The following is a 21,281-nucleotide window of genomic DNA, read 5'->3' as shown; positions in this document are numbered from 1 at the left end:
TATGGCAGATATTAACATAGGATCCGCAAAAGAGAAACTGGCTTCGAAGGGTTTTTTGGATATTGCGGTTTCGCCTGAGCTGGATCTGTTCTTTGAGATCGAAAAATTGAAAAAGGAGAAGAACGCAGTTATCCTCGCGCATTACTACCAGGAGTCCGATATCCAGGATGTCGCGGACTTTTTGGGCGATAGCCTGGCGCTCGCCCAGGCAGCCGCAAAGACAACGGCGGATCTGATCGTTTTTGCCGGCGTTCATTTCATGGCTGAGACGGCGAAGATCCTGAACCCGGATAAGAAAGTGGTGCTGCCGGATCTGAAGGCGGGTTGTTCCCTGGCCGATTCTGCACCAGGCTACCTGTTTAAGGAATTCAAGGAGAAATATCCCGATCACCTGGTCATCTCTTATATCAATTGCTCGGCGGAGGTCAAAGCGCTGAGCGATATCATCTGTACCTCATCCAATGCGGAAAAGATCATCCAAAGCGTTCCGGCCGGTCAGAAGATCATTTTCGCACCGGACCGCAACCTTGGGGCTTATTTGATGAAGAAAACGGGCCGCGATATGGTATTGTGGAACGGGGCCTGTATGGTTCATGAGATATTTAGCCTGGAAAAGATCACCAAACTGAAGATCAGGCATCCAAAGGCAAAATTGATCGCTCACCCCGAGTGTGAAGAACCGATCCTTCGGATCGCGGATTTTATCGGCTCGACGACGGGTCTGCTGAATTATACCAAAACGGATGACTCGTCGGAATATATCGTTGCAACAGAGACGGGGATCCTTCACCAGATGCAGCTGGCGTCACCGGGGAAGACCTTTATCCCGGCGCCGCCGGATAATAACTGCGCGTGCAATGACTGCCCGCATATGAAGCTAAATACGCTGGAGAAGCTATACCTGTGTATGAAGTACGAGCAACCGGAACTGCTGATGGATCTCGATCTGATGGTGGCTGCGCGCAAACCCATCGAGCGGATGCTACAACTTTCTTAGTATATTGATATTCAACGAATTAGTAAACTATCGGCCCATGAATACCATCAAAATTTGCACATCGCTGGGATTTACTCCACTGATCCGGCTTGCCTGACCAAGGGTCCTTGGTTTTATCTTTTTAAATTTTTGTAGAGCTTCATTGGAAAGGGAGGCGATCCGATCGTAATTGAAATTATCGGGTATCATAAGATCTTCCAGCTGTGACATTCTTTGGACCAGCTCTTTTTCTTTTTCAATATACACGTCATACTTCAGCTGGATCTCGGCTTGCTCGAGAATGTCCGGGGAATAAGTTTGCAGTTGGTCAGCAAGCCGGGGAATGGCGCTCGCCATCGAGAGAAGGTCGATGCCGGGACGAAGGAGAACTTGTCCTGCTTTTTGTTTTTGTGTCAACGGCGCCGAATTCTTTTCGAGAAGGTATTCGGTGGACTCCGCCGGGTCGAGCGAGAAAGTTTGCAAGGTGTCTTTTATTTTTTCTACCCCGTTTTTCTTCGCGACCGTTTTATCCATACGTTCCTGGCTGGCCAGTCCAAGGCGATAGCTCATTTCCGTGAGCCGGAGATCGGCGTTGTCCTGACGGAGAAGGGTACGGAACTCAGCGCGGGAAGTGAACATCCGATACGGTTCTTCTGTACCCTTGCTGATGAGATCGTCGATTAATACGCCGATATACGCTTCGCTTCTTTTTAGGATCAGCGGCTCGAGTTGTCGGGTCTTTTGATGCGCGTTGATCCCGGCCATAAGCCCCTGGCAGGCGGCTTCTTCGTAACCGGTAGTACCGTTGATCTGGCCGGCAAAGAAGAGATTTTCCAGGTGCTTTGTTTCGAGTGAATGCTTGAGTTGGGTGGGCGGGAAATAGTCATACTCGATAGCGTAACCGGGGCGGAAGATCCGGACGTTCTCGAAGCCAGGGACCTGGCGGAGCGCTGCGTATTGTACTTCCTCAGGGAGTGAAGTGGAGAATCCGTTGACGTAGATTTCGACCGTATTCCAGCCTTCCGGTTCAATGAAAAGTTGATGGCGTTCCCTCTCGGCAAACCGGTTGATCTTATCCTCGATACTTGGACAGTACCGGGGACCCACGCCTTCGATTCGCCCTGTATACATGGGGCTTCGATCGAAACCGGTCTTGAGAATCTCATGGACGTCGGGGCTGGTATAGGTAATCCAACAACTCCGTTGCTGTGTTGGCTTTGGGATATCAAGGTAGGAGAACCCAACCATTTCCTCATCTCCCTTTTGTTCCTCCATTTTGGAGTAGTCGAGGCTACGGCCATCGACACGGGGTGGTGTACCAGTCTTGAGCCGATCGCTTTCAAAACCGAGTGAAACCAGCTGTTCGGTAATTCCAGTGACGGCTTTTTCGGCAACCCGGCCGCCGCCAAAACGCTTCTCGCCGATATGAATGACCCCATTGAGAAAGGTACCGCTGGTAACGACTACGGCGGAGGATAGGATGGTATGACCCAGACCGGTGACTACGCCACAAGCCTTGCCATCTTTTACGACGAGAGAGTTGACCATGTCCTGGTAAAAATCGACATTGGGCGTTTGTTCCAGCATCTGCCGCCAGGTGGCTGCAAATAGCATCCGGTCGTTTTGCGCCCGGGGACTCCACATGGCGGGACCCTTGCTTCGGTTCAACATTCGAAATTGGATCATGCTTTTATCGGTGACTATACCTGAATATCCGCCTAAAGCGTCGATCTCTCGGACGATTTGACCTTTGGCAATACCTCCCATCGCAGGGTTGCAGCTCATCTGGGCGATGGTCTGCATGTTCATGGTAATGAGGAGAACCTTGGAACCAAGGTTGGCGGCAGCAGCGGCAGCTTCACATCCGGCATGGCCTGCTCCAACGACAATCACATCATATTTCGAAAACATGGTGCGAAATTACTAATATTTCAAGTCGTTGAGTCGTTCCACGTGGAACGATGTTCCGTCGGAATTATTTCGAATCGAGTTTTAATCAACGTTTCACGTGAAACGTTCATACAACGCAAGATATTTTTCCTCCGTTTTCCGCATCTCCAGCTCTTCCTTTGGGGTCTTATCCTTAAATCCGCACAAATGAAGTGCTCCGTGAAATATTACCCTGTGTAACTCTTTCTTTAAAGTCGAGTCAAAGTTCCGGGCGTTATCCCGTACCCTGTCGACACTAATATAGATCTCCCCGCTGGTCGGCCGGCCCTTTTCGGATAGATCGAAGGTGATGATATCGGTATAGAAATCATGGTGAAGGAACTGCCGGTTGATCTCCAGCAGGTAAGGATCGGAACAAAAGATGTATTGCAGGTCCGCCAGGGCTTTTCGCTCCCTTTTAAAAAGGGCGATGAGGAACCTTTTGAGCCGGGTCCTTTCAGTGAGGGAAATGGCCTCGAGGAAATTAAATTGAATGCTGGGATTATTCATAATTTTACCAATCGATCTCACAAAAGTAAATCATGAAGCGTCTATCTGAATTAGAACCTGGAACCGTGGCCCGTATCCATTCTTTTGAAAACAATGATCTTTTCCTGAAACTAATGGAAATGGGTTGTGTACCCGGGGAATGGGTCAGGGTGGAGCAGGTGGCTCCCCTGGGAGACCCGATCTCTATTACGGTCGCGGGTTATAATTTAAGCCTTCGCCTCGATGAAGCCGATAATATCTTTATGGAGGAGGGACAAAGATGAGGGTCGGTCTTTACTTTGGATCCTTTAACCCGATTCACCACGGCCATCTTTTAATTGCTTCCTGGATCCTGCAAAATACTTCTCTTCAGCAGGTTTGGTTCGTGGTCTCGCCTCAAAATCCATTAAAGCCCGCCGCTTCCCTGCTCAACGAATACCATCGCCTTTACCTGGTACAGCTGGCCGTTGAAGGCGAGATCAATCTCAGGGCCCTGGATATCGAGTTCAAACTTCCCAAGCCCTCCTATACAGTAGACACCCTCGCTTATTTACAGGAGAAATATCCCGCCCACGAATTCTCTATCATCCTGGGGAGTGATAGTTTTCAGAACCTGCCTAAATGGAAGAACTCCGAATGGCTGTTGAAGAACTATCCTATCTATGTCTACCGGCGGCCGGAACATGAACAGCTGCCTTCCTACCCGGAAGCAAAAGACATTCATATCCTGAAAGCTCCCTTGTTACCGATCTCTTCCACGGAGATCCGGAAGAAAATAAAGGAAGGAAAATCGATCCGCTACCTTGTGCCTGAGGCCGTCCGTGCGGAGATCGAACGGAATGGATATTACAGCTGATCCTTCTTAGGCAGACTTTTTACAACAAGATTATAGGAGTCATCGATCATTTCCCGCAGGATACGCTGGGGAATGCTGCCATCGGCGATGACGGTATTCCAATGTTTTTTATTCATATGATACCCGGGCTGCACGGCGGCATATTGTTCCCGCCATTCGATGGCTTTTTCGGGATCACATTTGACATTGAACTCCAGCACGGGACTGTCGAGGCCCGTGAGCAGGAACATCTTTCCTTTTACCTTAAAGACAAGGGTGGTCTCGCCAAACGGGAAAGATTCCTCCACTGCCGGTTTGGCCAGACAATATTCACGCAACGATTCAATGTCCATAATCCATCACCAGGTTACAAAATGCTTTTACTCCCAATTTGAATCCCGATTCATCGATATAGAAATCCGCGGTATGATGCGGGAAGCTGGTATGCGGGTCCTGCCCTGGCTTCATCCCGCCAAGAAAGAAAAAGAAGGCGGGCACCTTTGCCGCAAAGAACGAGAAATCCTCCGACCCGGTCATCGCATCCATCAACTGGACATTGCCAGCTCCTGCGGCTTTCTGCAGCGAAGGAAGCGTCTTTTCTACAAGGGTCGGATCATTGTAAGTGATCAGTGTTTTCTTATCAATAGAAATCTCTGCGGTAGCTCCCGCACTCTCGGCGATCTTCGTAACGGTGCGGCGCATGCGCTCATGGATATCCCGTTGCATCGCCGTATCGAGCGTGCGAATGGTGCCTGTCAGTTGCACCTCCTCGGGAATGATATTCGAACGCACTCCACCCTGGATCACACATACAGAGATGACCGCTGCGTCCTTGGTCAGCTCGGTCTGCCGGCTGACGATCGTCTGCAACCCTTCGATGATCTGCGCAGCAACGACGATCGGGTCCACACCGGCCCAGGGTTGCGATCCATGCGAACCCTTACCATGGATTTTTATCGTAAACCAATCGGAAGCCGCCATTTCACCCCCTGGGCGATAACGGATCTTGCCCGATTCTACCGCGGCCGCCATATGCAGTCCGAAAAGAACATCCACCTTAGGGTTCTCCAGCACGCCTTCCTTTATCATCAGATCGGCCCCACCCTCTTCCCCGGCGGGCGGACCTTCTTCGGCCGGCTGGAAGATGAACTTGACGGTACCTTTCAAGCGGTCTTTCATGCCCGCAAGAACCGTTGCCGTGCTCATGAGGATAGCCACGTGCGCATCATGTCCGCAGGCATGCATGACGCCAACTTCCTGGCCATTGTAAGTGGATCGGACCGTGCTGGCAAAAGGTACCGGCGTCCGCTCGACGATCGGCAAGGCATCCATATCCGCCCGCAGGCCGATCACCGGCCCGGGGAGCGCACCATGCAGGATGCCTACCACCCCGGTCTTCCCCACCCCTTCCCTTACCTCGAGGCCAAGTGAGCGCAAATGCCCGGCAACGATCTTCGCAGTCCGGACCTCATGATTACCCAACTCGGGATGCTGATGAAAATCCCGTCTCCAGGCAATGGTCTGTGGCTCGATCTTATCGGCGGCAGCGTCGATAGCGGCGGTATAATTGTTCTTTTGAGCAATGGACAGCAGGCAGAACAGCAAAGCGGAAGAGAGGACAAGAGCTCGCTTCATGGGCAGTTTGTTTTTTGTTGGTCCAATGAATATACGATAATATTGTGGCCCGTCTTACCTACCAGTATCTTTGTCTTGACAGTACTGTTCCGTCATATCGCGTTCCTCAGAGCAGTATTCCTGCATAGCATCTCTGCATTCGGCGGCCCGCAAGGCCATTTTGGAATGATGATGAAGACCTTCGTCCATCGCCGCAAAGACGTGACTGAAGAGGAACTGATGGACTATAGCGCATTCTGCCAGCTGTTGCCCGGAGCTTCCTCCACCCAAACGCTTACCCTCATCGGTTATAAACGCGGTGGCGTCGTTCTGGCCATGCTGACGCTGATCATCTGGACGCTGCCGGCCTGCTGCCTGATGGGCCTGTTCTCCTTCTTCCCCATGCGCACCACCGGCATCTTCCGCTTCATCGGCCCGATGACCATCGGCTTCCTCGCCTTTGCGGCGCAGCGGGCCTTCCGGGTGTCGATCCGCAATACCATCACCCGCGTGATCCTGGTCATCAGCACGATCGCCACCTTCCTCCTGTTCAAATGGCCCTGGATCTTTCCTATCCTGCTGGTCTGCGGCGGGCTTGTGACCAACCTCAGCCATAAACGTATCCCGCAGATGGACGTCCTGCCGAAAAAAATAAAATGGGGAAATATCTGGCTCTTCGCCATCATCTTCATCCTCGCCGGCGCAAGCAGTGAACTGGCCCGGAGAAACAACTGGCCAAACCGCCGGCCCGTCATCGTCTTCGAGAATACTTATCGATTCGGCAGCCTCGTGTTCGGCGGCGGGAATGTCCTGATGCCGATGATGTACGAACAGTTCGTCGCCCGCCCACAATCACAACAGCTGATCCAACGCAACCCGCATATCCTCCGGATCGACCGGACAGATTTCTATTCCGGCTGGGGAATGGTCCGCGCCATCCCGGGCCCTGTCTTTTCAGTCGCCTCGTATATGGGCGGGGTCGCAATGAAAGACAAAGGACCGGCCTGGCAGATCCTCGGTTGCTTTATCGGCGCAACCGGTATCTTTCTGCCCAGCGCGCTGCTGGTGCTCTTCTTCTATCCTATCTGGCACAATCTGAAAAAATATGCAACGGTATACCGTGCGCTGGAAGGCATCAATTCCGTCGTCGTCGGAATAATGATCGCCGCAGGACTCTATATGATGAGGGATTTCCAGTCGGCTTCCTGGTCAAATATCTTCCTCAACCTGGCGGTTATCGCCGCAACCTGGCTCCTCCTGCTGTATTCGAAGCTACCCTCACCGGTGATCGTTCTGTTTTGGCTGGGACTGGGTTGGGTGTTCCTGCTTTTTTGATGACCCATGACGATGATGACCGCCGCCGGGTTTGCCCCCACCACCTTTGTGATTGCCCCCGCCTCCATGACCACCGCCACCCCGGTTTCGCCCACCGCGACCGTGCCCACCACCCTGACGGGATCTGGGACTATATTCCGGCGCCGGGCCGAATTGCTCTGGAACAGCCGCCTTATTCACAGGACTGCCCAATAGCTCCTCGATCATCCGGAATTTATTCTGCTCCTTCTCACTGATAAAGGTGAACGCCACACCATCCGTCTCGGCACGGGCCGTACGGCCGATACGATGCACATAATCCTCACCGTCGTTGGGAACATCATAGTTGATGACCATCTCGATATTGTCGATGTCGATGCCCCGGGAAAGAATATCCGTAGCGACGAGGATCGGCAGCCTACGGCTCCTGAATTCCAATAACACCTGCTCCCGCTCCGACTGCTCGAGATCGGAATGGATCTCCTTTACGTTGAATTTGCTCCGCCGCAGCTCCGAGGTCAGCTGTTTCACGTTGTGCTTCTTCGAACAGAAGATCAACGTGCTCTTCAAATTAGTTGACTTTAGCAACCACTTCACGAGCGGGATCTTCTGGGTCTCATATACCACAAACGCTTCCTGTACGATCTTAGCGGGTGGCTTGGAAATGGCGATATTCACCTCCGCCGGCTCATGCAGTATCTTCCGCGCAAGCTCCCGGATCTTGGTGGGCATCGTCGCGGAGAAAAGCAGATTCTGCCGCTTTGGCGGCAGGAAGGAGATGATCTTCATGATATCATCGAAGAAGCCCATATCCAGCATCCGGTCGGCCTCGTCGAGGACAAGGTATTGCAGGCCTTTCAGCTTGACATAACCCATATTGAGATGGGCGATCATCCTGCCCGGCGTACAGATGACGACATCCGCACCGCGCGAGAGAGCCTGCTTCTCATTGGAGAAGTTGCTGCCGTCGCCACCGCCATAAACGGCGATCGAACTGATATTGGTAAAATAGGAAAGCCCTTCGAGGTTTTGGGCGATCTGCACGGCCAGCTCCCGGGTCGGCACGATCACCAACGCGTTAACAGTATCGTCCTGCCGCGCGGCGATCAGCCTGTTTACGATAGGCAACAGAAAGGCCGCCGTTTTACCCGTTCCGGTCTGCGCGGAGGCGATAATGTCCTTTCCACTTAAAATGATAGGGATGACCTGTTCCTGTACAGGGGTCGCATTTTCATATCCGGAAGCCTCAATGCCCTCGAGCAAGCTCTCGTCAAGGCCAAATTCTTTAAAAGTCAAGATCGATTGATTATAAAAATAAATTGCACAAATTTACAATAAATGGGCTCACAGGCGGTTTTTTTGACAAAATAATGCCTCGGGCGGAAAATCAGTACCTTTCCGCTGTGAAAAGGCTGAATGGGCCGGAGGTCCGTTGGCTTAAGGCTGGACATTAGCGCTTTGCGTGCAGTATGCTAATTTTCCGATAGCGCATCTCACGCAAAGAACGAAACGCGGCCGTATGGAAAGTGAGAAAAAATTAGAACAACATGACCGCAGAACATCAAAGACTCGCAGTTAACGCTGCTAAAAAAATACCTTTAGAACAATGGGGACCGTATCTGAGTGAACGCCAGTGGGGAACGGTCCGCGAAGACTATAGCCCTTATGGCGACGCCTGGCACTATTTCCCCTACGACCATGCGCACTGCCGGACCTATCACTGGGGCGAGGATGGCCTGGGAGGTATCTCCGACTTCTTCCAGAACCTCTGTTTTGCCGTTGCACTCTGGAACGGAAAGGATCCCATCCTGAAAGAACGCCTCTTCGGCCTCGGCAACAAGGAAGGGAACCACGGGGAAGACGTAAAGGAGCTGTATTACCATCTCGACAACCTCCCGACGCACTATTACATGGAATACCTGTACAAATATCCGCAACAGGAATTTCCGTATAAGAAATTGCTGGAGGAAAACCGCAACCGTTCGCGCGAAGAACCGGAATACGAGATCCTCGACACAGGTGTTTTCGACAAGGATGAATATTTCGACGTGACCATCAACTACGCCAAGCAGAATGCACGCGACATCTTTATCCGGATCGATATCCACAACCGTTACCACAAGGCGGCGGAGATCACCGTCCTGCCGACGCTCTGGTTCTACAACCGCTGGAGCATCGATGGCCAGGAGAAGAAACCGGCGATCACTGCGCGCGACCGCAATTCGGTAAGGGCGACCCATAGCCGCCTCGGGGCCTACTATTTCTATTTCCAGCAGCCCCAGTATACGCTGTTCACCGAGAACGAGACCAATCTCGAAAAGGTGTCCGGCGTGCCCAACAAAACGCCCTTTGTAAAGGACGCCTTTCATGAGGCGATCATCCGCAATAAGCATCTCGACGCCCTGCGCCAAAAGCGGTCGGGGACCAAGTTCGCCCCGGTATATCAGTATGCGATAGAACCCGGTGAGACCCGTTCGATCTATTGCCGGCTGAGCAACCGCATTCTCGAAAATCCATTTGGCGGCGATCCGCCGGGACTCTTCAGGACCCGGAAAGAAGAGGCCGATGCCTTTTACAAGGCGATCCTGCCGGCGAATATCTCCCGTGAGATGGCGGCGGTACAGCGTCAGGCCCTGTCCGGTTTGCTTTGGAGCAAACAATATTATCATTACGATGTGGAACGCTGGCTGACTACCAGCGACGGACTCAGCCCCGTCAACGCGGGCAAGCTGAACGGCCGGAACCACGACTGGAAACACCTGAAGAATCAGGACATCATCGCCATGCCGGACAAATGGGAATATCCCTGGTATGCAGCCTGGGACCTTGCGTTCCAAAGCATCGCCATGGCGCTGGTCGATCCGGTTTTTGCCAAGCACCAGCTGATGCTGATCATGCGGGAATGGTATATGAAACCCGATGGCCAGATCCCGGCCTATGAATGGAACTTCAGCGACGTGAACCCGCCCGTCCAGGCCTGGGCGGCATTGACGGTCTATCGCATCGAGAAGGAGCGGACAGGCAAAGGCGATATCGGCTTTCTGAAACGTATCTTTCAAAAACTGCTGATCAATTTCACCTGGTGGATCAACCGGAAAGACGCCAATGGGAACAATATGTTCGAAGGTGGCTTCCTGGGTCTGGACAATATCGGCGTCTTCAACCGCAGCCACTCGCTGGGCGGGGAGTTCCAGCTGGAACAGGCGGACGGCACCAGCTGGATGGGAATGTATGCCCTCAACATGATGGACATGGCCCTCGAGATCGCCATGAAGGACGATGCCTTCGAAGATACGGCCACAAAATTCTTCGAGCAGTTCGTCCTCATCGCCGAAGCGCTGAACGAGCAGGGGATGTGGAATGAAGAGGACAAATTCTTCTACGACACCCTGTCCATCAACGGCTCGCCCGTACAACTCCGCATCCAGTCCATTGTCGGCCTGACCACGCTGTTCGCCGTCTCGATCATCGAACGGAAAACCCTTCACAAGCTGGGCGACTTCAAAAAGCGCATCACCTGGTTCGAGAACTACCGGTTGAAGAACAAACGCTACTGGCCAAACGAAGAGCATAGCTCCGGAGAGCAGGTCCTGCTTTCGCTCGTGCCGCAGAAAAGGCTGATCTATTTGCTCGAACGCCTGCTCAATGAAGAGGAATTCCTTTCCTCCGGCGGCATCCGCGCTCTTTCGAAATTCCACGAGAAGAATCCCTATACGATCAATATCGGCGGCGTCGACTATCACATCAAATACGATCCGGGCGACTCGACTTCCGATTTCTTCGGCGGCAACTCCAACTGGCGCGGGCCGGTCTGGATACCCATCAACTACCTGATCATCCAGTCGATCCGGAAATTCGGATCTTTCTACGGCGAAGGCCTGCAGGTGGAGTACCCCGCCGGCTCGGGCAAGCAGATGCCGCTGGAACAGGTGGCCGACCAGCTGACCAACCGGGTGATCAGCCTGTTCAAAAAAGACAAGAACGGCGCCCGCCCCCTGCACGGGAAATACAACTGGTTTTATCAAAAGCCGGGTAACGAACACCTGCTGTTATTCTACGAATATTTCCACGGGGATAACTCCAATGGCCTGGGCGCAAGCCATCAGACCGGGTGGACCTCGCTGGTCGCAGAGCTGATCTCCGAATTGGCGCGAAAGCCGGCAGAGCAGCCCCTCATGGCAACGAACGTGCATGGTTAATGGAGCGGCCGGAAAGGGAAAGCATGCAAATTAGTGAAGCCGGAAGCGGAAACTGAGCCCGCCGCCATAGGTCAACCCATGATCACTGACCTTCACCTGGTCACTGGGCCGGGAAATGCCCTTGAAATGGCCGTACCGGCCGTGGTTGTTACTGTAATAGCCAAGCTTCCAATGGGAGTTGAAATCCAGCCCGTAGGTAAGCCCGCCGGAGACACCGATCTGCAAAATACCGACCTGGACGGGATACCAGAAGACCTTCACGCCAGGCTCAAGCCGCAGCCCTGCCCTTCGCAACGCCAGTTGTGAATGCACCCGGGTCGCCAGCTGCTGGTATTCCGGAGGCAGGTTCCCGTTCAGCGTGATGATGTCCCGGTGGAGACCCGTCGCCCCGCCGGCAAACAATAGGAATGACTTCTTCTTGATGAGAGCGGTATACAACCCGCCCATGATGTTGAACGAGCTCAGATTATTGACGGAATTGATGGTCGAGAGCCGTAAACTAAGCAAAAGCCGGGAGTAGGCCGGCATGGCCGCCACTTCGAAATTATAGTTCGACGGCACCCGGGGGATCGCAGGGTAGCCATATTTGGCGAGCCAGTGATTGATATGCTCGTCGTTGGTCCGGGTAAAGCTGATGCCGGGATTAAAAAACATCGAAAAGCTCGAGTCCGCCCGGGTTTGCGAACACGCAGATCCGGAAAAAAACAACAGACCAATGACCAGGAACCCGGAAACCTTCATCCCTTAAATGTAGAAAAAAACAGGAGCAGCACATAGCGCGTTAACAAAAATTCGCGCGCACACTCATGTTTTCTCTTTAATATATTGCTGAACAAACAATTGCTCCAATTTTTCCTGCTCGATCCTACCCTGCACGCTCCAGAGATACCTGTAGGCCGCGTTCTCTTCCGGTGTAAAATTTTCAAAGTTCCGATTATGCCGAAAAGGTATCGTATGGAGGAAGGCTTGATGATATAGAACGGTTTTTTCATCCATGAGAATGCTCTCTGTATTGTTATAATACCGCCTGAAGCTGTCAAGCATTTCATAACCATCCTCGTCCAGATCTCCCCAGTAAAAAATGCGAGCGGAAGCGAAAAACGGAATATCCTTTAGATTGTGAAGGGCTTTGCCTTTCGCGAAAATGGCCAGGGCCCCCGTTCGGGGTGGCAGGAGATACAAATTGGTTTCGTTTTCCACCACCCAGATCTCCTTTATAGACCAGCGGCTCTTTATAAGTTGCTGATAGGGAAGGGCCAAAATATCCAAACCGACAGTGTACAGGGACGACAGCTGCGGATCCAGCCAGCGAACCGGATACAGATGGGGTAACTGCAGCAACGACGCTACTTCTTCCAGATCCCGCCCATCTTTAGGAAAACGTTGCGGGTCGAGAAAAGCAAGCAGTGAATGGATCACCGGTTTATTTTGCTCGACAAATTTGGTGTGGACAGGGATGGGTATGCTTCTAATATAATACGCCGAAAGATCGTGATGAAGGAAAAAATCGACCGTAGCGCGGATGCCTTTCCAGTTTTCCTTCTGTTTCAACACCAAAAGGGGGTTTTCGGCCAGCCAGTCACGGACAAGCGGTTCCCATTGGAGGAGTTCTTCAAGGATCGACCGATAACTGTGAAGTTCGGCGTTCTTGTTCAGCAGATGCAAATAATCTTCTTCCGTATGAACCGATATGTTGTCCGGCCAGATTTGGTTACCGAACTTTTTTGTATTCCATGGTTTCCAATCTATGGTCCAACCGGGTCTTTCCGCCGTTTTTTCGCGCGCCCGGAAAAATCCGGTAAACTTATGCAATTCTTCAGTAGTGCCGGGTTTTTGTTTCTCACCTCGTAAACGAATAGGTACAAAAGACTCTCCCCGGATAATACTGCGCAGATAGTCCGGATATTTGTTTTCCAGTTGCCGTATAAAGATCAAGTCATTCATTCATGATCAGCTCTTTTTTCTCCTTCAACTCTTTCTTTGTCATATTGTACAGGATACTGTGCCGGTTATTTACCCTTTGAACCAGGTGGACATGGGCAATAAAATTCTCCACGATCTGTATCTTATCGCTGGGTGTGACGACAAGAAGTTGAAGATGTAATTGTTTACACAATTCCATGAGATAGGTGGCCTTTTCTTCGTCCTGGTTGCTAAAACTTTCGTCGACGGCAATGAATCGAAGGCTTTTCGAATTTCTTCCTTCCCGGGTGATACCGAACTGGTAGGCGATGGCGCTGCAAAGAATGGTGTAGGTCAGCTGCGCCTTTTCTCCGCCGGAAAGCTGGCCCATCTGCCGGTAAGTTTTCTTGAGCTCGTTCGTTTCTCTGAACTTTTCATCGGCCCAAAATTCGAACCAGTTGCGGACATCTAACACCCGGCTTCGATAAGATTCGCTTTCGTCGAGGGTGTCTATGAAGGATTGAACTTTCAGCTTGAAATGAGCAGCCTTGTTTTCAAAACTGTTTTGTTGCCAATCGGCGGCTTGCGGAAGCGCATTCAGTAAACGGGAACGAAACTCCTTTATCATAGTATCTGTCACTGGCCGTATGCCCAATTGAATATATGTATCCGGCAAACGATTAAAATTGATCCCGCCGAGGGACTGGTTAAGGGTCGAGATGCTATTTTTGATCTTTCTTTCCCAGCTTTCCAATTCTTCATTGAGTACACCCATCTTTATGACGGCTGTGTCGTGGAGGAGACGTTCGAAATCTTTTTTGTAATGCGGTAGGTTTTCGGATTCCAGCTTTTGCAGCCATTCGATGTATTCGTCGGCATGTTCTCTTTCAGCGGACAAGGAATGAGTGTCCGCAGCCCAGTCCGTAAAGCGTTGGAGTAGTTCCAGCGGCGGATTCTTGATTCGGGTGATGGCTCTGTCCAACTCGCGTCCTTCCCTGCCGGCGGCCTCTTCATGTTGTTTTGCGGCCTGCTCCGCCTTTTCCATAAGCCGGCCATAGAACACCTCGATATTTTCCAGGGTTAGTTGTTCCTCTCCGGCGATATTTGCATGTTTCTGCTGGAATTGCAATAGCATATCTTTATCGGTATCCTGTATAAGCGCGACGAATTGGTTCAGCTGTTGCCGTTCTTTCTCCCATGAGTGGATAGCATTTTCGGTAAGCACTTTTTTGCCAACCAGCTGTTCGCTTTCTTTTTCCTGAAGGACCAGGCGGATTCTGATTTCTTCAAGTTGTTGGGTCAAGGTTTTTAGCTGGTCGCTGCTCTTTTTCAATTTGGCGGCGTGCTCTTCGTTTTCGTGGATCGCTTGTTGCAAGGCGGCAACATTGATACTTTTGAAATCGCTATGTTCGCGGATATTTTTAGCGTCGAATACCTGTTGCTGCAGGCGGGTCTCTTTTCGGGAGCTCCGCTGGAGGGCTTCTTCGGCCTGCTCCATCTCGGTGACCAATTGTAAACGGCGAGCCTGCAGGGCCTCCTTTTTCTTTTCATTATTCCAACCCATCACGTAACGGCTGGCGTCGTTGCTTTGAGGCCTGTCGTCTTTTTCATGGCGATCCTTGTTTTTGATCAGGCCCTGAATGGTGATAGCCCTTTCATAACGCTCGAGTGTTTTCTCGCTTTCGACGCAGGCATAGGCGTAGTGCTGGATAATCTGCTGACTGACCCAGGCGCTAAGCGGGTGATCGGGATGGAATTCCATCTTATGCCAGATAGTTCCGTTGTCTGCATGTTGCCGAAGTGCGATGTCTTTGACGTGGTTATATACCAGCCGGCCTCGCAAGTTGGTGTTGTTGACATACCGGTTGACGCGCTTATAGTATTTGTCCGGCACAAGCATCCGCGTGGATAGGGAATACAGCAGCTTTTCAAGGGCCGGCTGCCAATCGGAATATTCGGGTCTTACCTGCATCAATTCTCCGACGAAGGGAATGTCCTCTTCCTCCAGCTTCAGTTCCCCGCAAAGAGAACGGCGCAAGTTGATCAGGTGCGCCGGGATATTATTCTTACTGTGGACCAGTACGTTCAACTCGTTCTCGACGATCTTTTTTTCGCCTTCGCCCTTTTTGAGCCGGTCCTGGGCTTCGTATTCATCTTCCTTGTTGTTGCGGATTTCGGTAGCGAGCCGTTTATCCGTGCGTTCCGCTTCCTTTTTGATCCGCTGGTACGCCGGCTCGTCTGAGGCATTAATCTCACTGAGACGAAGACTCTCACACCATTCGGTAAACTTTTTCAGTGCATAAGCGGCCTCTTTGACCTGTTGTTCGAGGGCTTCTTTTTCTTTTTCGAGTTGCTGCAGCCGCTGGCCGGCTTTGTTTTGTTCGAGCTGGTTGAGCGTTTGCCGTTCTTCCTCGCGAAGGGCATCGATCTTTTGTTTTGCAGCATCTGATTGCCGAATGAAGGATGCAAGGTCGAGTTCCAGCTCTTTTAGACGGGAGTCAAGCAGGTGAAATTTCGTATAGTTCTTCCATATTTTAGCAGTTTCCACTTCCTGCCGGGCCAGTGCGCCGAAATCCGCTTGTTCTTTGAAGGAATGGTAGTGTCGTTCCAGCGGCTTAAGCAGCTTTATCTGCTCTTCCGTTTTTTCTATGTTTCGCTGAGCGTCTATAAGAGTGGAAAGATGTTGCTTGAGCTCCTGAAACTCCTGTTCCATATTCCGGGGTTCGAGCATATTGCTCCGGATGAACTCATTGAGGTCGCCGAGCACTTTGATCCCCATGGTTTGGTTGAAAAGGCTTAGGGCTTGCATGCTTTGCATTCCCATCACGTCCACCATCCGCTGGGCGTACTTGCTGGCGGCATCGAACCATTCGACCTGTTTGCGGCTTCCTTTATTGTATTGTTGATCGATCCGTCGGCGCCAGGAGCCATTGAGATCGAAGGGTCGGAAATCGTCTTCGATGTGCATTGGCTTATAGGCGATCGCGAATACCCTGCGCATATCACCGCCGCTGAACCACCTAACCTGGAAAAGCGTTACAAATTGGTCCGCTTCGTTGGCGAAGTGCGCCAGCAGGATACTATAGGCCTGTTCCTTGCTTTCCCGCAAATAGAGCGTTTTGCTGCCCTGGCCGCCCTCGGTATGGATATTTCCATATCCGCCCATGACATAGCTTTCTTCGGTACGATCTCCTTTTTTTTCGCTGCCGGAACTCTGGTTATAAAACCGATGTTTCTTTTCCGGAACGATCAACGTCAGTAAGGCATCCACAAATGTCGTCTTTCCGCTTCCATTGGCGCCCGTCAGCAGGGAGGTCTCGCCACCCGGTACGATCTTCCAGACGTTCTCGTCGAATGTTCCCCAATTGAACAGCTCCATATATTGCAAACGGAAACCGGATTTATTTTCATCCGTACTAAATACTCCCAGTTGCATATTGAGTGAGTTGTTGTTTGAAGGTTTCCAAAATTTCGTTGTCTACCCGGGCCTTGATGATCTTTTTGATCCGGAACTTCTGTTCATCGGGCAAGTCATTATTCTCGACTTTTTCGAGAAAGTCCATTTCTTCTGCCCGGTCGATCAGTCTGTCCAGGTCCCGAATGAACTTGACGCGACTGGGGTTCTCTTTAAAAAAGAGTTCTGCATATTCTTTTATTTCCCGCCGCTTCTTGATCAGCTCACGGGAGGAAACCTCCCCTACCTCAAATTCGGCCATCATATCCCTTAGAAGGACGAGGAGAACGCTTTCTTCATAGCCTAAAGCAACCCGGCGAACCCAGCCTGCGACATTTTCTTCTTCGTCGAGCTTGATCTGTTCGAGAAATGCATAGCCGTCCTCTTTTTCGAGGACGAGTACCAGTCCAAGCCCTTGAAGAAACCGCGTAAGTTCATTTTGATAAGTAAGTAACTGATGCCAGGTCGTTTTTTCAAGGTACTCGACCGGACCTTTCAATAATTTGATCAGTACCGGCGTGAAGGGTAATAAAGATGGTTTATCTGTCATAATGTAATTACGGGATTGTACCGCCTTTATCTGCTAAAAAGCAGATACGGGACTTCAATGAATTGCGTTTTTTCTTCATTCAGCGGGATCAGTTCTGTGATCTCATGCATGGCCTGTACCCGAACGGCTTTCTCCCTGATAAAGCCGAAATAGCTTACCACTTCGGCGACGCCATGTTCGAGTCCAACCGATTCTATTACTTCCAGCAGCGTTGCTGTGGTCTTGGATTTCAGAATCGACTCCACATTTTCCCAGAGCTTTTTTTTATCGATATGTTTTGCACTTAACAGCCGGCCAAAGCGTTCCAGGTCTTCAATCTTTTCCATCGCACCAGTGGGTTGTTTTACAATGGCAACCCCCTGTTTTTCGGAAAGATTGAGCTTTCGCTCCATGTTCATTCGGATTGGAACAATCTCGCTCAACTCTATTCCGCAAGCCGGTGTTTCATTCTCCATAACACGGAAGATCAATTCCTTGATACTGCCGATTTGCTGTCTTAACCGCCGGTGTCGGGCAATCTCCTTTTCCGTGATGATGCGGCTTAATTTTTCGGCCATCCTGTCGTTGGATTCGTACACATTCCGGCCCTGACGCAGTAATAAAGATTTGATGTTTTCAACGAAATCGCCATCGTTTTCTATATTGCGATCGGCAAGAAGCTGCAAAAGCTGATCGGTCAGCAGCCGCCATTCTTCCTGGCCTTCCCTTGAGATCAGAAAATCCCAGAAGGCGTAAAAACTTTTGCCCTGGTCGCTTTTGCGTAATGCGTCATAGGCCTCGAAGGCATATCCGACTATGACTCCTTTGTTTTTTTCGGCTTTCGTATGTTGCTCGACGATTTGTCGATGGATGTACTTAAAGTTGTCTTCGACCTCCCGGAAATCACTGATCAGCTCGTGACTTAGACGAACAAACCATTCCATTCTTTCACGTATCTGGGCATTGGTGTAAATTTCGGGTTTGAAGCCCATTTCGATCCGCTTGATCTCTTTGTCAATCTCGGCTTTTCGATTCTTAAGCTCTTCAAGTCGTTTAGTGGTATCGTCCTCCGTATATTCCACCATTTCTCGAAGGGTCTGGAACAGGAATCGAAAGCGGCTTTCGGTTCCGACAAACTGCCTTTTTTCAAGGCTTTGTAACCACTGAAATATTTTTTCAGTATGAGCGCTTAATTGATATTGTGTGACGGCTTCGGCATCCGGAAAGTCCTGCAGCAGCCGTTTTTGCACCCAGTTGAGCAAATATTTCCTGGAACGGCTTTCCTCATCTTCGCCAAATTCGATCCTGGCTTCCTCCAGATCCTCTATTTCTTCCGAATGATTACGGAGCTCTTCGGCTAATAGGCCGATCAGCCGGGATTCAGGTAACGAAAGAACATTTTCGGATTTAAATGCTTTAAAAAGGAAGGGGATCACCCAGTGTGCGTTACGCATCCGGATGATCTGTACGGACGGGGCGGTTTCGAGTAGATAGGATAATTCCGTTGCTGCCATCTTAGGGGCTCAATATATCGAATCACCCGATACGATGCGGCCGGCTTCGCCCGATTGGGGATAAACTGTCGATAACGTTTCGATAACCAGCCCATAACTACCCGATAACGGCAATGCCCCGGGTCACGAAGTATCTTTATAGAGCACCCTAACCTTTTATGAAGAAAAGCACTGCCATCCATCTGGTTCTGATAACCGCAGCCCTGGCTGCGTGTAACCGGCCGATGTATCAACAGGAGTATTCCGCCCCCGGATACTATCCCGGCGATCCGCCCGACTCCACCAATTCCTGTCCCATCGAAGGCACAGATCTCCCTTTCGACTACTACAACTGGATTTATTCGTTCCGGCCCTATGGAAGCTATTACGTCGATCCAGTGAATATCAACATCTACTATCATAGGCGTTATAGGTCAACGGTCCGGCGGTCCGGCTTCGGTGCCCGGATCCACAGTGTCAGCTCTTAGGTTGCCGGGGCCGGATTTTCGACCATTCTTTTACCAACGATCCGCCTTTTCTTCCCACGAAGACTCGGGATTCCCTGGTGTAATGTCGTCCCCGGTTAATCGGCTGACGGCGGCGCCTGTCGCACCCCTGCGCGTTGTTGCAACGCCAGCACCGGCACATCGATCTGCCTCCCGATGGGCTTGCCGTTGCGATAGGTGATCACCTTCAGCATCACCGCATCCCGGGGGATCGTCAGCGTGCCCATGTATTTGGGATAAAAATTATCCGGGTTGGAATTGTCGAAGCTGTAGTAGATATCCAGCCCGCTCACCTCTGTGGCCAGATCGACGGTAACCGAATCGTAAACGGTCACATCCTTCTTCGCCGTGATGATGGCGTCGAACATCGACCGTGCGTATTTCACCTGCTCGACGTCGAACCGGTCGAAATGGGTCTCCACCCGGTTCGCAAACCCGTCCCAGTCCTTCTTCTCTTTCGGCGTCCAGAGATCTTCCGCGACGGCCATGCTACGGGGCCATACCATATATTGAAGATGGCGCGTGTTGTACACCTGCTCGGTCCAGAGATTGGCCTGGCCGCCGAGGATATACTTCGGATCGACGCTGTCGGGGATGGGCTCATAAGAATAGGTGGTCTTCAACCGCAGCGTGGCATATACCGGCGGTTCGATCGCCGCATCGCCTTGCATATAGTCGAGATAGAAGAAGGTCGTGGGGCTCATCACCACCTGGTGACCCATCTTTGCCGCGGCAATGCCACCCTTTACGCCCCGCCAGCTCATGACGGCCGCATTGGGAGCCAGACCGCCTTCCAGGATCTCATCCCACCCGATCACCTTCTTCCCTTTGGATTCGACGATCTTCTCGACGCGCTTCTCGAAATAACTTTGCACCTCTTCCATGTTCTTGAGATGTTCTTTCTGCATCAATGCCTTGACGGCAGCACTCTTCTCCCAAAAATTCTTGGCGCACTCGTCGCCGCCGATATGAATATAAGGGAAGGGAAAAAGAGCCGCGAATTCGGTCACTACCTTATCGATAAAAGGATAGATCTTCTCATTGGCGGGACAAAGCGTGTTGTCGTAGATGGCGTCGAAGCCGCCCTTGTACCAGTTCATCGTCTTCTCGCCGCTCCGCACATGGTATTTGTCGGCGCCTTCGGTGCAGGAAAGTTCGGGATAGGAGACGATCGCCGCGAGGCTGTGACCGGGCATATCGATCTCGGGGAGGATATTGACAAACCGGGCCTTGGCATAAGCGATCAGCTCGCGGATATCATCCTGCGTATAGAAGCCGCCATAATCGCGCTTCTCGTCCGGCGCGGGATCCGCGAAGGTGCCAAAGGTTCCGACGCGCTTTGCATTCCAGGCGCCTACCTCTGTCAGCCGGGGAAGGCTCTTGATCTCGACCCGCCACCCCTCGTCATCGGTGAGGTGCATATGCAGCAGGTTGAATTTATATTTCACCATCTGATCGATAAAATCCTTCACCTCCTGTTTGGTAAAGAAGTGACGGGAGACGTCGAACATCAGGCCGCGCCAGCCGAAACGGGGATAGTCCGTCACCGTGACGCAGGGAGAGGACCAGCTATGCCGGTTTACGGCCTGCCGGCTTTCGATCTCCTTTGGCAGCAGTTGCAGCAGGGTCTGGACGCCGTAGAAAATACCGGCGGGTTGGTTGGCCCGGATAAGCACGGCCTGCGGGGTGACGGAAAGATAATAGCCTTCGGTGCCGAGCGGGGTCTCCGCCGACTTGTTTAGGACAAGCCGGATCGTGGCATTGGGGGTGGATTGCCGGGTGACCGTGACCGAATAACCCGTTGGAACGCTGAGCCGGGTCTTGAGGTCCTGTAGCGTCTGGGACAGATCGCGCTGGTCCTGCGCTTCGATAACGATCGACGAAGGGAGTTCAAAATGTCCCGCATTGACGGTCTGGCTGACCGGCGCGGGGATCAGCGCAAGAGGGCCGGAAGCAGTTGGCTCCTGTGCGGAAAGGGTGAGACTGGCAAGGGTCGCTACTAATACAAGCAATTTTTTTCTCATGGCATTAAGATAGCATT

The 21,281-nt window shown here is 51.6% G+C and carries 17 protein-coding genes; 6 read left to right on the top strand and 11 right to left on the bottom strand.

Going from position 1 to position 21,281, the window contains the following annotated elements; genetic code table 11:
* The first annotated feature begins 1 nt into the window (after position 1).
* Positions 2-997: a quinolinate synthase NadA gene (gene nadA / locus VHE34_RS18430; RefSeq protein WP_325590331.1), complete on the top strand. Its 996-nt coding sequence runs from the start codon at positions 2-4 to the stop codon at positions 995-997.
* A gap of 27 nt (positions 998-1,024) precedes the next feature.
* Here the strand turns inward: nadA and mnmG are convergent, their stop codons facing one another.
* Both mnmG and ybeY read right to left on the bottom strand, forming a co-directional pair.
* Positions 1,025-2,887, bottom strand: coding sequence for a tRNA uridine-5-carboxymethylaminomethyl(34) synthesis enzyme MnmG (mnmG, locus tag VHE34_RS18425; protein ID WP_325590330.1), 1,863 nt, complete (start codon positions 2,885-2,887; stop codon positions 1,025-1,027).
* Positions 2,888-2,980: 93 nt separating this feature from the next.
* Positions 2,981-3,415, bottom strand: coding sequence for an rRNA maturation RNase YbeY (gene ybeY, locus VHE34_RS18420; protein WP_325590329.1), 435 nt, complete (start codon positions 3,413-3,415; stop codon positions 2,981-2,983).
* Between the two features lie 32 nt (positions 3,416-3,447).
* Between ybeY and VHE34_RS18415 the strand changes: the two genes are divergently transcribed.
* Positions 3,448-3,678 (top strand): FeoA family protein, encoded by a 231-nt coding sequence (locus tag VHE34_RS18415; RefSeq protein ID WP_325590328.1) that lies wholly within the window; start codon positions 3,448-3,450, stop codon positions 3,676-3,678.
* Complete coding sequence (gene nadD, locus VHE34_RS18410; protein ID WP_325590327.1) at positions 3,675-4,250, top strand: nicotinate (nicotinamide) nucleotide adenylyltransferase; 576 nt, start codon at positions 3,675-3,677, stop codon at positions 4,248-4,250. The genes VHE34_RS18415 and nadD overlap by 4 nt, the downstream gene beginning before the upstream one ends.
* Here the strand turns inward: nadD and VHE34_RS18405 are convergent.
* Positions 4,241-4,582, bottom strand: a complete 342-nt coding sequence (locus tag VHE34_RS18405) for an MmcQ/YjbR family DNA-binding protein (RefSeq protein ID WP_325590326.1) — start codon at positions 4,580-4,582, stop codon at positions 4,241-4,243. The genes nadD and VHE34_RS18405 overlap by 10 nt on opposite strands.
* Complete coding sequence (locus VHE34_RS18400; RefSeq protein WP_325590325.1) at positions 4,572-5,864, bottom strand: amidohydrolase; 1,293 nt, start codon at positions 5,862-5,864, stop codon at positions 4,572-4,574. The genes VHE34_RS18405 and VHE34_RS18400 overlap by 11 nt, the downstream gene beginning before the upstream one ends.
* 75 nt (positions 5,865-5,939) lie before the next feature.
* Between VHE34_RS18400 and VHE34_RS18395 the strand changes: the two genes are divergently transcribed.
* Positions 5,940-7,178: a chromate transporter gene (locus VHE34_RS18395; protein WP_325590324.1), complete on the top strand. Its 1,239-nt coding sequence runs from the start codon at positions 5,940-5,942 to the stop codon at positions 7,176-7,178.
* On the opposite strand, the gene VHE34_RS18390 is transcribed toward VHE34_RS18395, so the two are convergent.
* Positions 7,122-8,453 (bottom strand): DEAD/DEAH box helicase, encoded by a 1,332-nt coding sequence (locus VHE34_RS18390; RefSeq protein WP_325590323.1) that lies wholly within the window; start codon positions 8,451-8,453, stop codon positions 7,122-7,124. The genes VHE34_RS18395 and VHE34_RS18390 overlap by 57 nt on opposite strands.
* 251 nt (positions 8,454-8,704) lie before the next feature.
* Here VHE34_RS18390 and VHE34_RS18385 point away from each other — a divergent pair, with 251 nt between their 5' ends.
* Entirely contained in the window at positions 8,705-11,356 is a 2,652-nt protein-coding gene (locus tag VHE34_RS18385; RefSeq protein WP_325590322.1) for an MGH1-like glycoside hydrolase domain-containing protein, read from the top strand.
* A gap of 30 nt (positions 11,357-11,386) precedes the next feature.
* Here VHE34_RS18385 and VHE34_RS18380 read toward each other — a convergent pair whose 3' ends face one another.
* From VHE34_RS18380 to VHE34_RS18360, 5 genes are all read right to left on the bottom strand, one after another.
* Entirely contained in the window at positions 11,387-12,097 is a 711-nt protein-coding gene (locus tag VHE34_RS18380) for a hypothetical protein (RefSeq protein WP_325590321.1), read from the bottom strand.
* A gap of 63 nt (positions 12,098-12,160) precedes the next feature.
* Positions 12,161-13,300 carry a Wadjet anti-phage system protein JetD domain-containing protein gene (locus VHE34_RS18375; RefSeq protein ID WP_325590320.1) on the bottom strand — a complete coding sequence of 380 codons (1,140 nt, stop codon included), beginning with the start codon at positions 13,298-13,300 and terminating at the stop codon, positions 12,161-12,163.
* Complete coding sequence (locus VHE34_RS18370; RefSeq protein WP_325590319.1) at positions 13,293-16,637, bottom strand: ATP-binding protein; 3,345 nt, start codon at positions 16,635-16,637, stop codon at positions 13,293-13,295. Before VHE34_RS18370 ends, VHE34_RS18375 begins: the two co-directional genes overlap by 8 nt.
* A 37-nt stretch (positions 16,638-16,674) precedes the next feature.
* Entirely contained in the window at positions 16,675-17,262 is a 588-nt protein-coding gene (locus tag VHE34_RS18365) for a DUF4194 domain-containing protein (RefSeq protein ID WP_325590318.1), read from the bottom strand.
* Positions 17,263-17,288: 26 nt separating this feature from the next.
* Positions 17,289-18,755, bottom strand: a complete 1,467-nt coding sequence (locus tag VHE34_RS18360) for a DUF3375 domain-containing protein (protein ID WP_325590317.1) — start codon at positions 18,753-18,755, stop codon at positions 17,289-17,291.
* Between the two features lie 158 nt (positions 18,756-18,913).
* Between VHE34_RS18360 and VHE34_RS18355 the strand changes: the two genes are divergently transcribed.
* Positions 18,914-19,222, top strand: a complete 309-nt coding sequence (locus tag VHE34_RS18355) for a hypothetical protein (protein WP_325590316.1) — start codon at positions 18,914-18,916, stop codon at positions 19,220-19,222.
* 95 nt (positions 19,223-19,317) lie between these two features.
* On the opposite strand, the gene VHE34_RS18350 is transcribed toward VHE34_RS18355, so the two are convergent.
* Positions 19,318-21,264 (bottom strand): beta-N-acetylhexosaminidase, encoded by a 1,947-nt coding sequence (locus VHE34_RS18350; RefSeq protein WP_325590315.1) that lies wholly within the window; start codon positions 21,262-21,264, stop codon positions 19,318-19,320.
* Between the last annotated feature and the right edge of the window lie 17 nt (positions 21,265-21,281).

The sequence above is a fragment of the Puia sp. genome (genome assembly GCF_035546395.1).
GTDB lineage: Bacteria > Bacteroidota > Bacteroidia > Chitinophagales > Chitinophagaceae > Puia.
The sequence above is the reverse complement of the archived record's forward strand: the minus strand, read 5'-3'. Positions and strand labels throughout refer to the sequence as shown.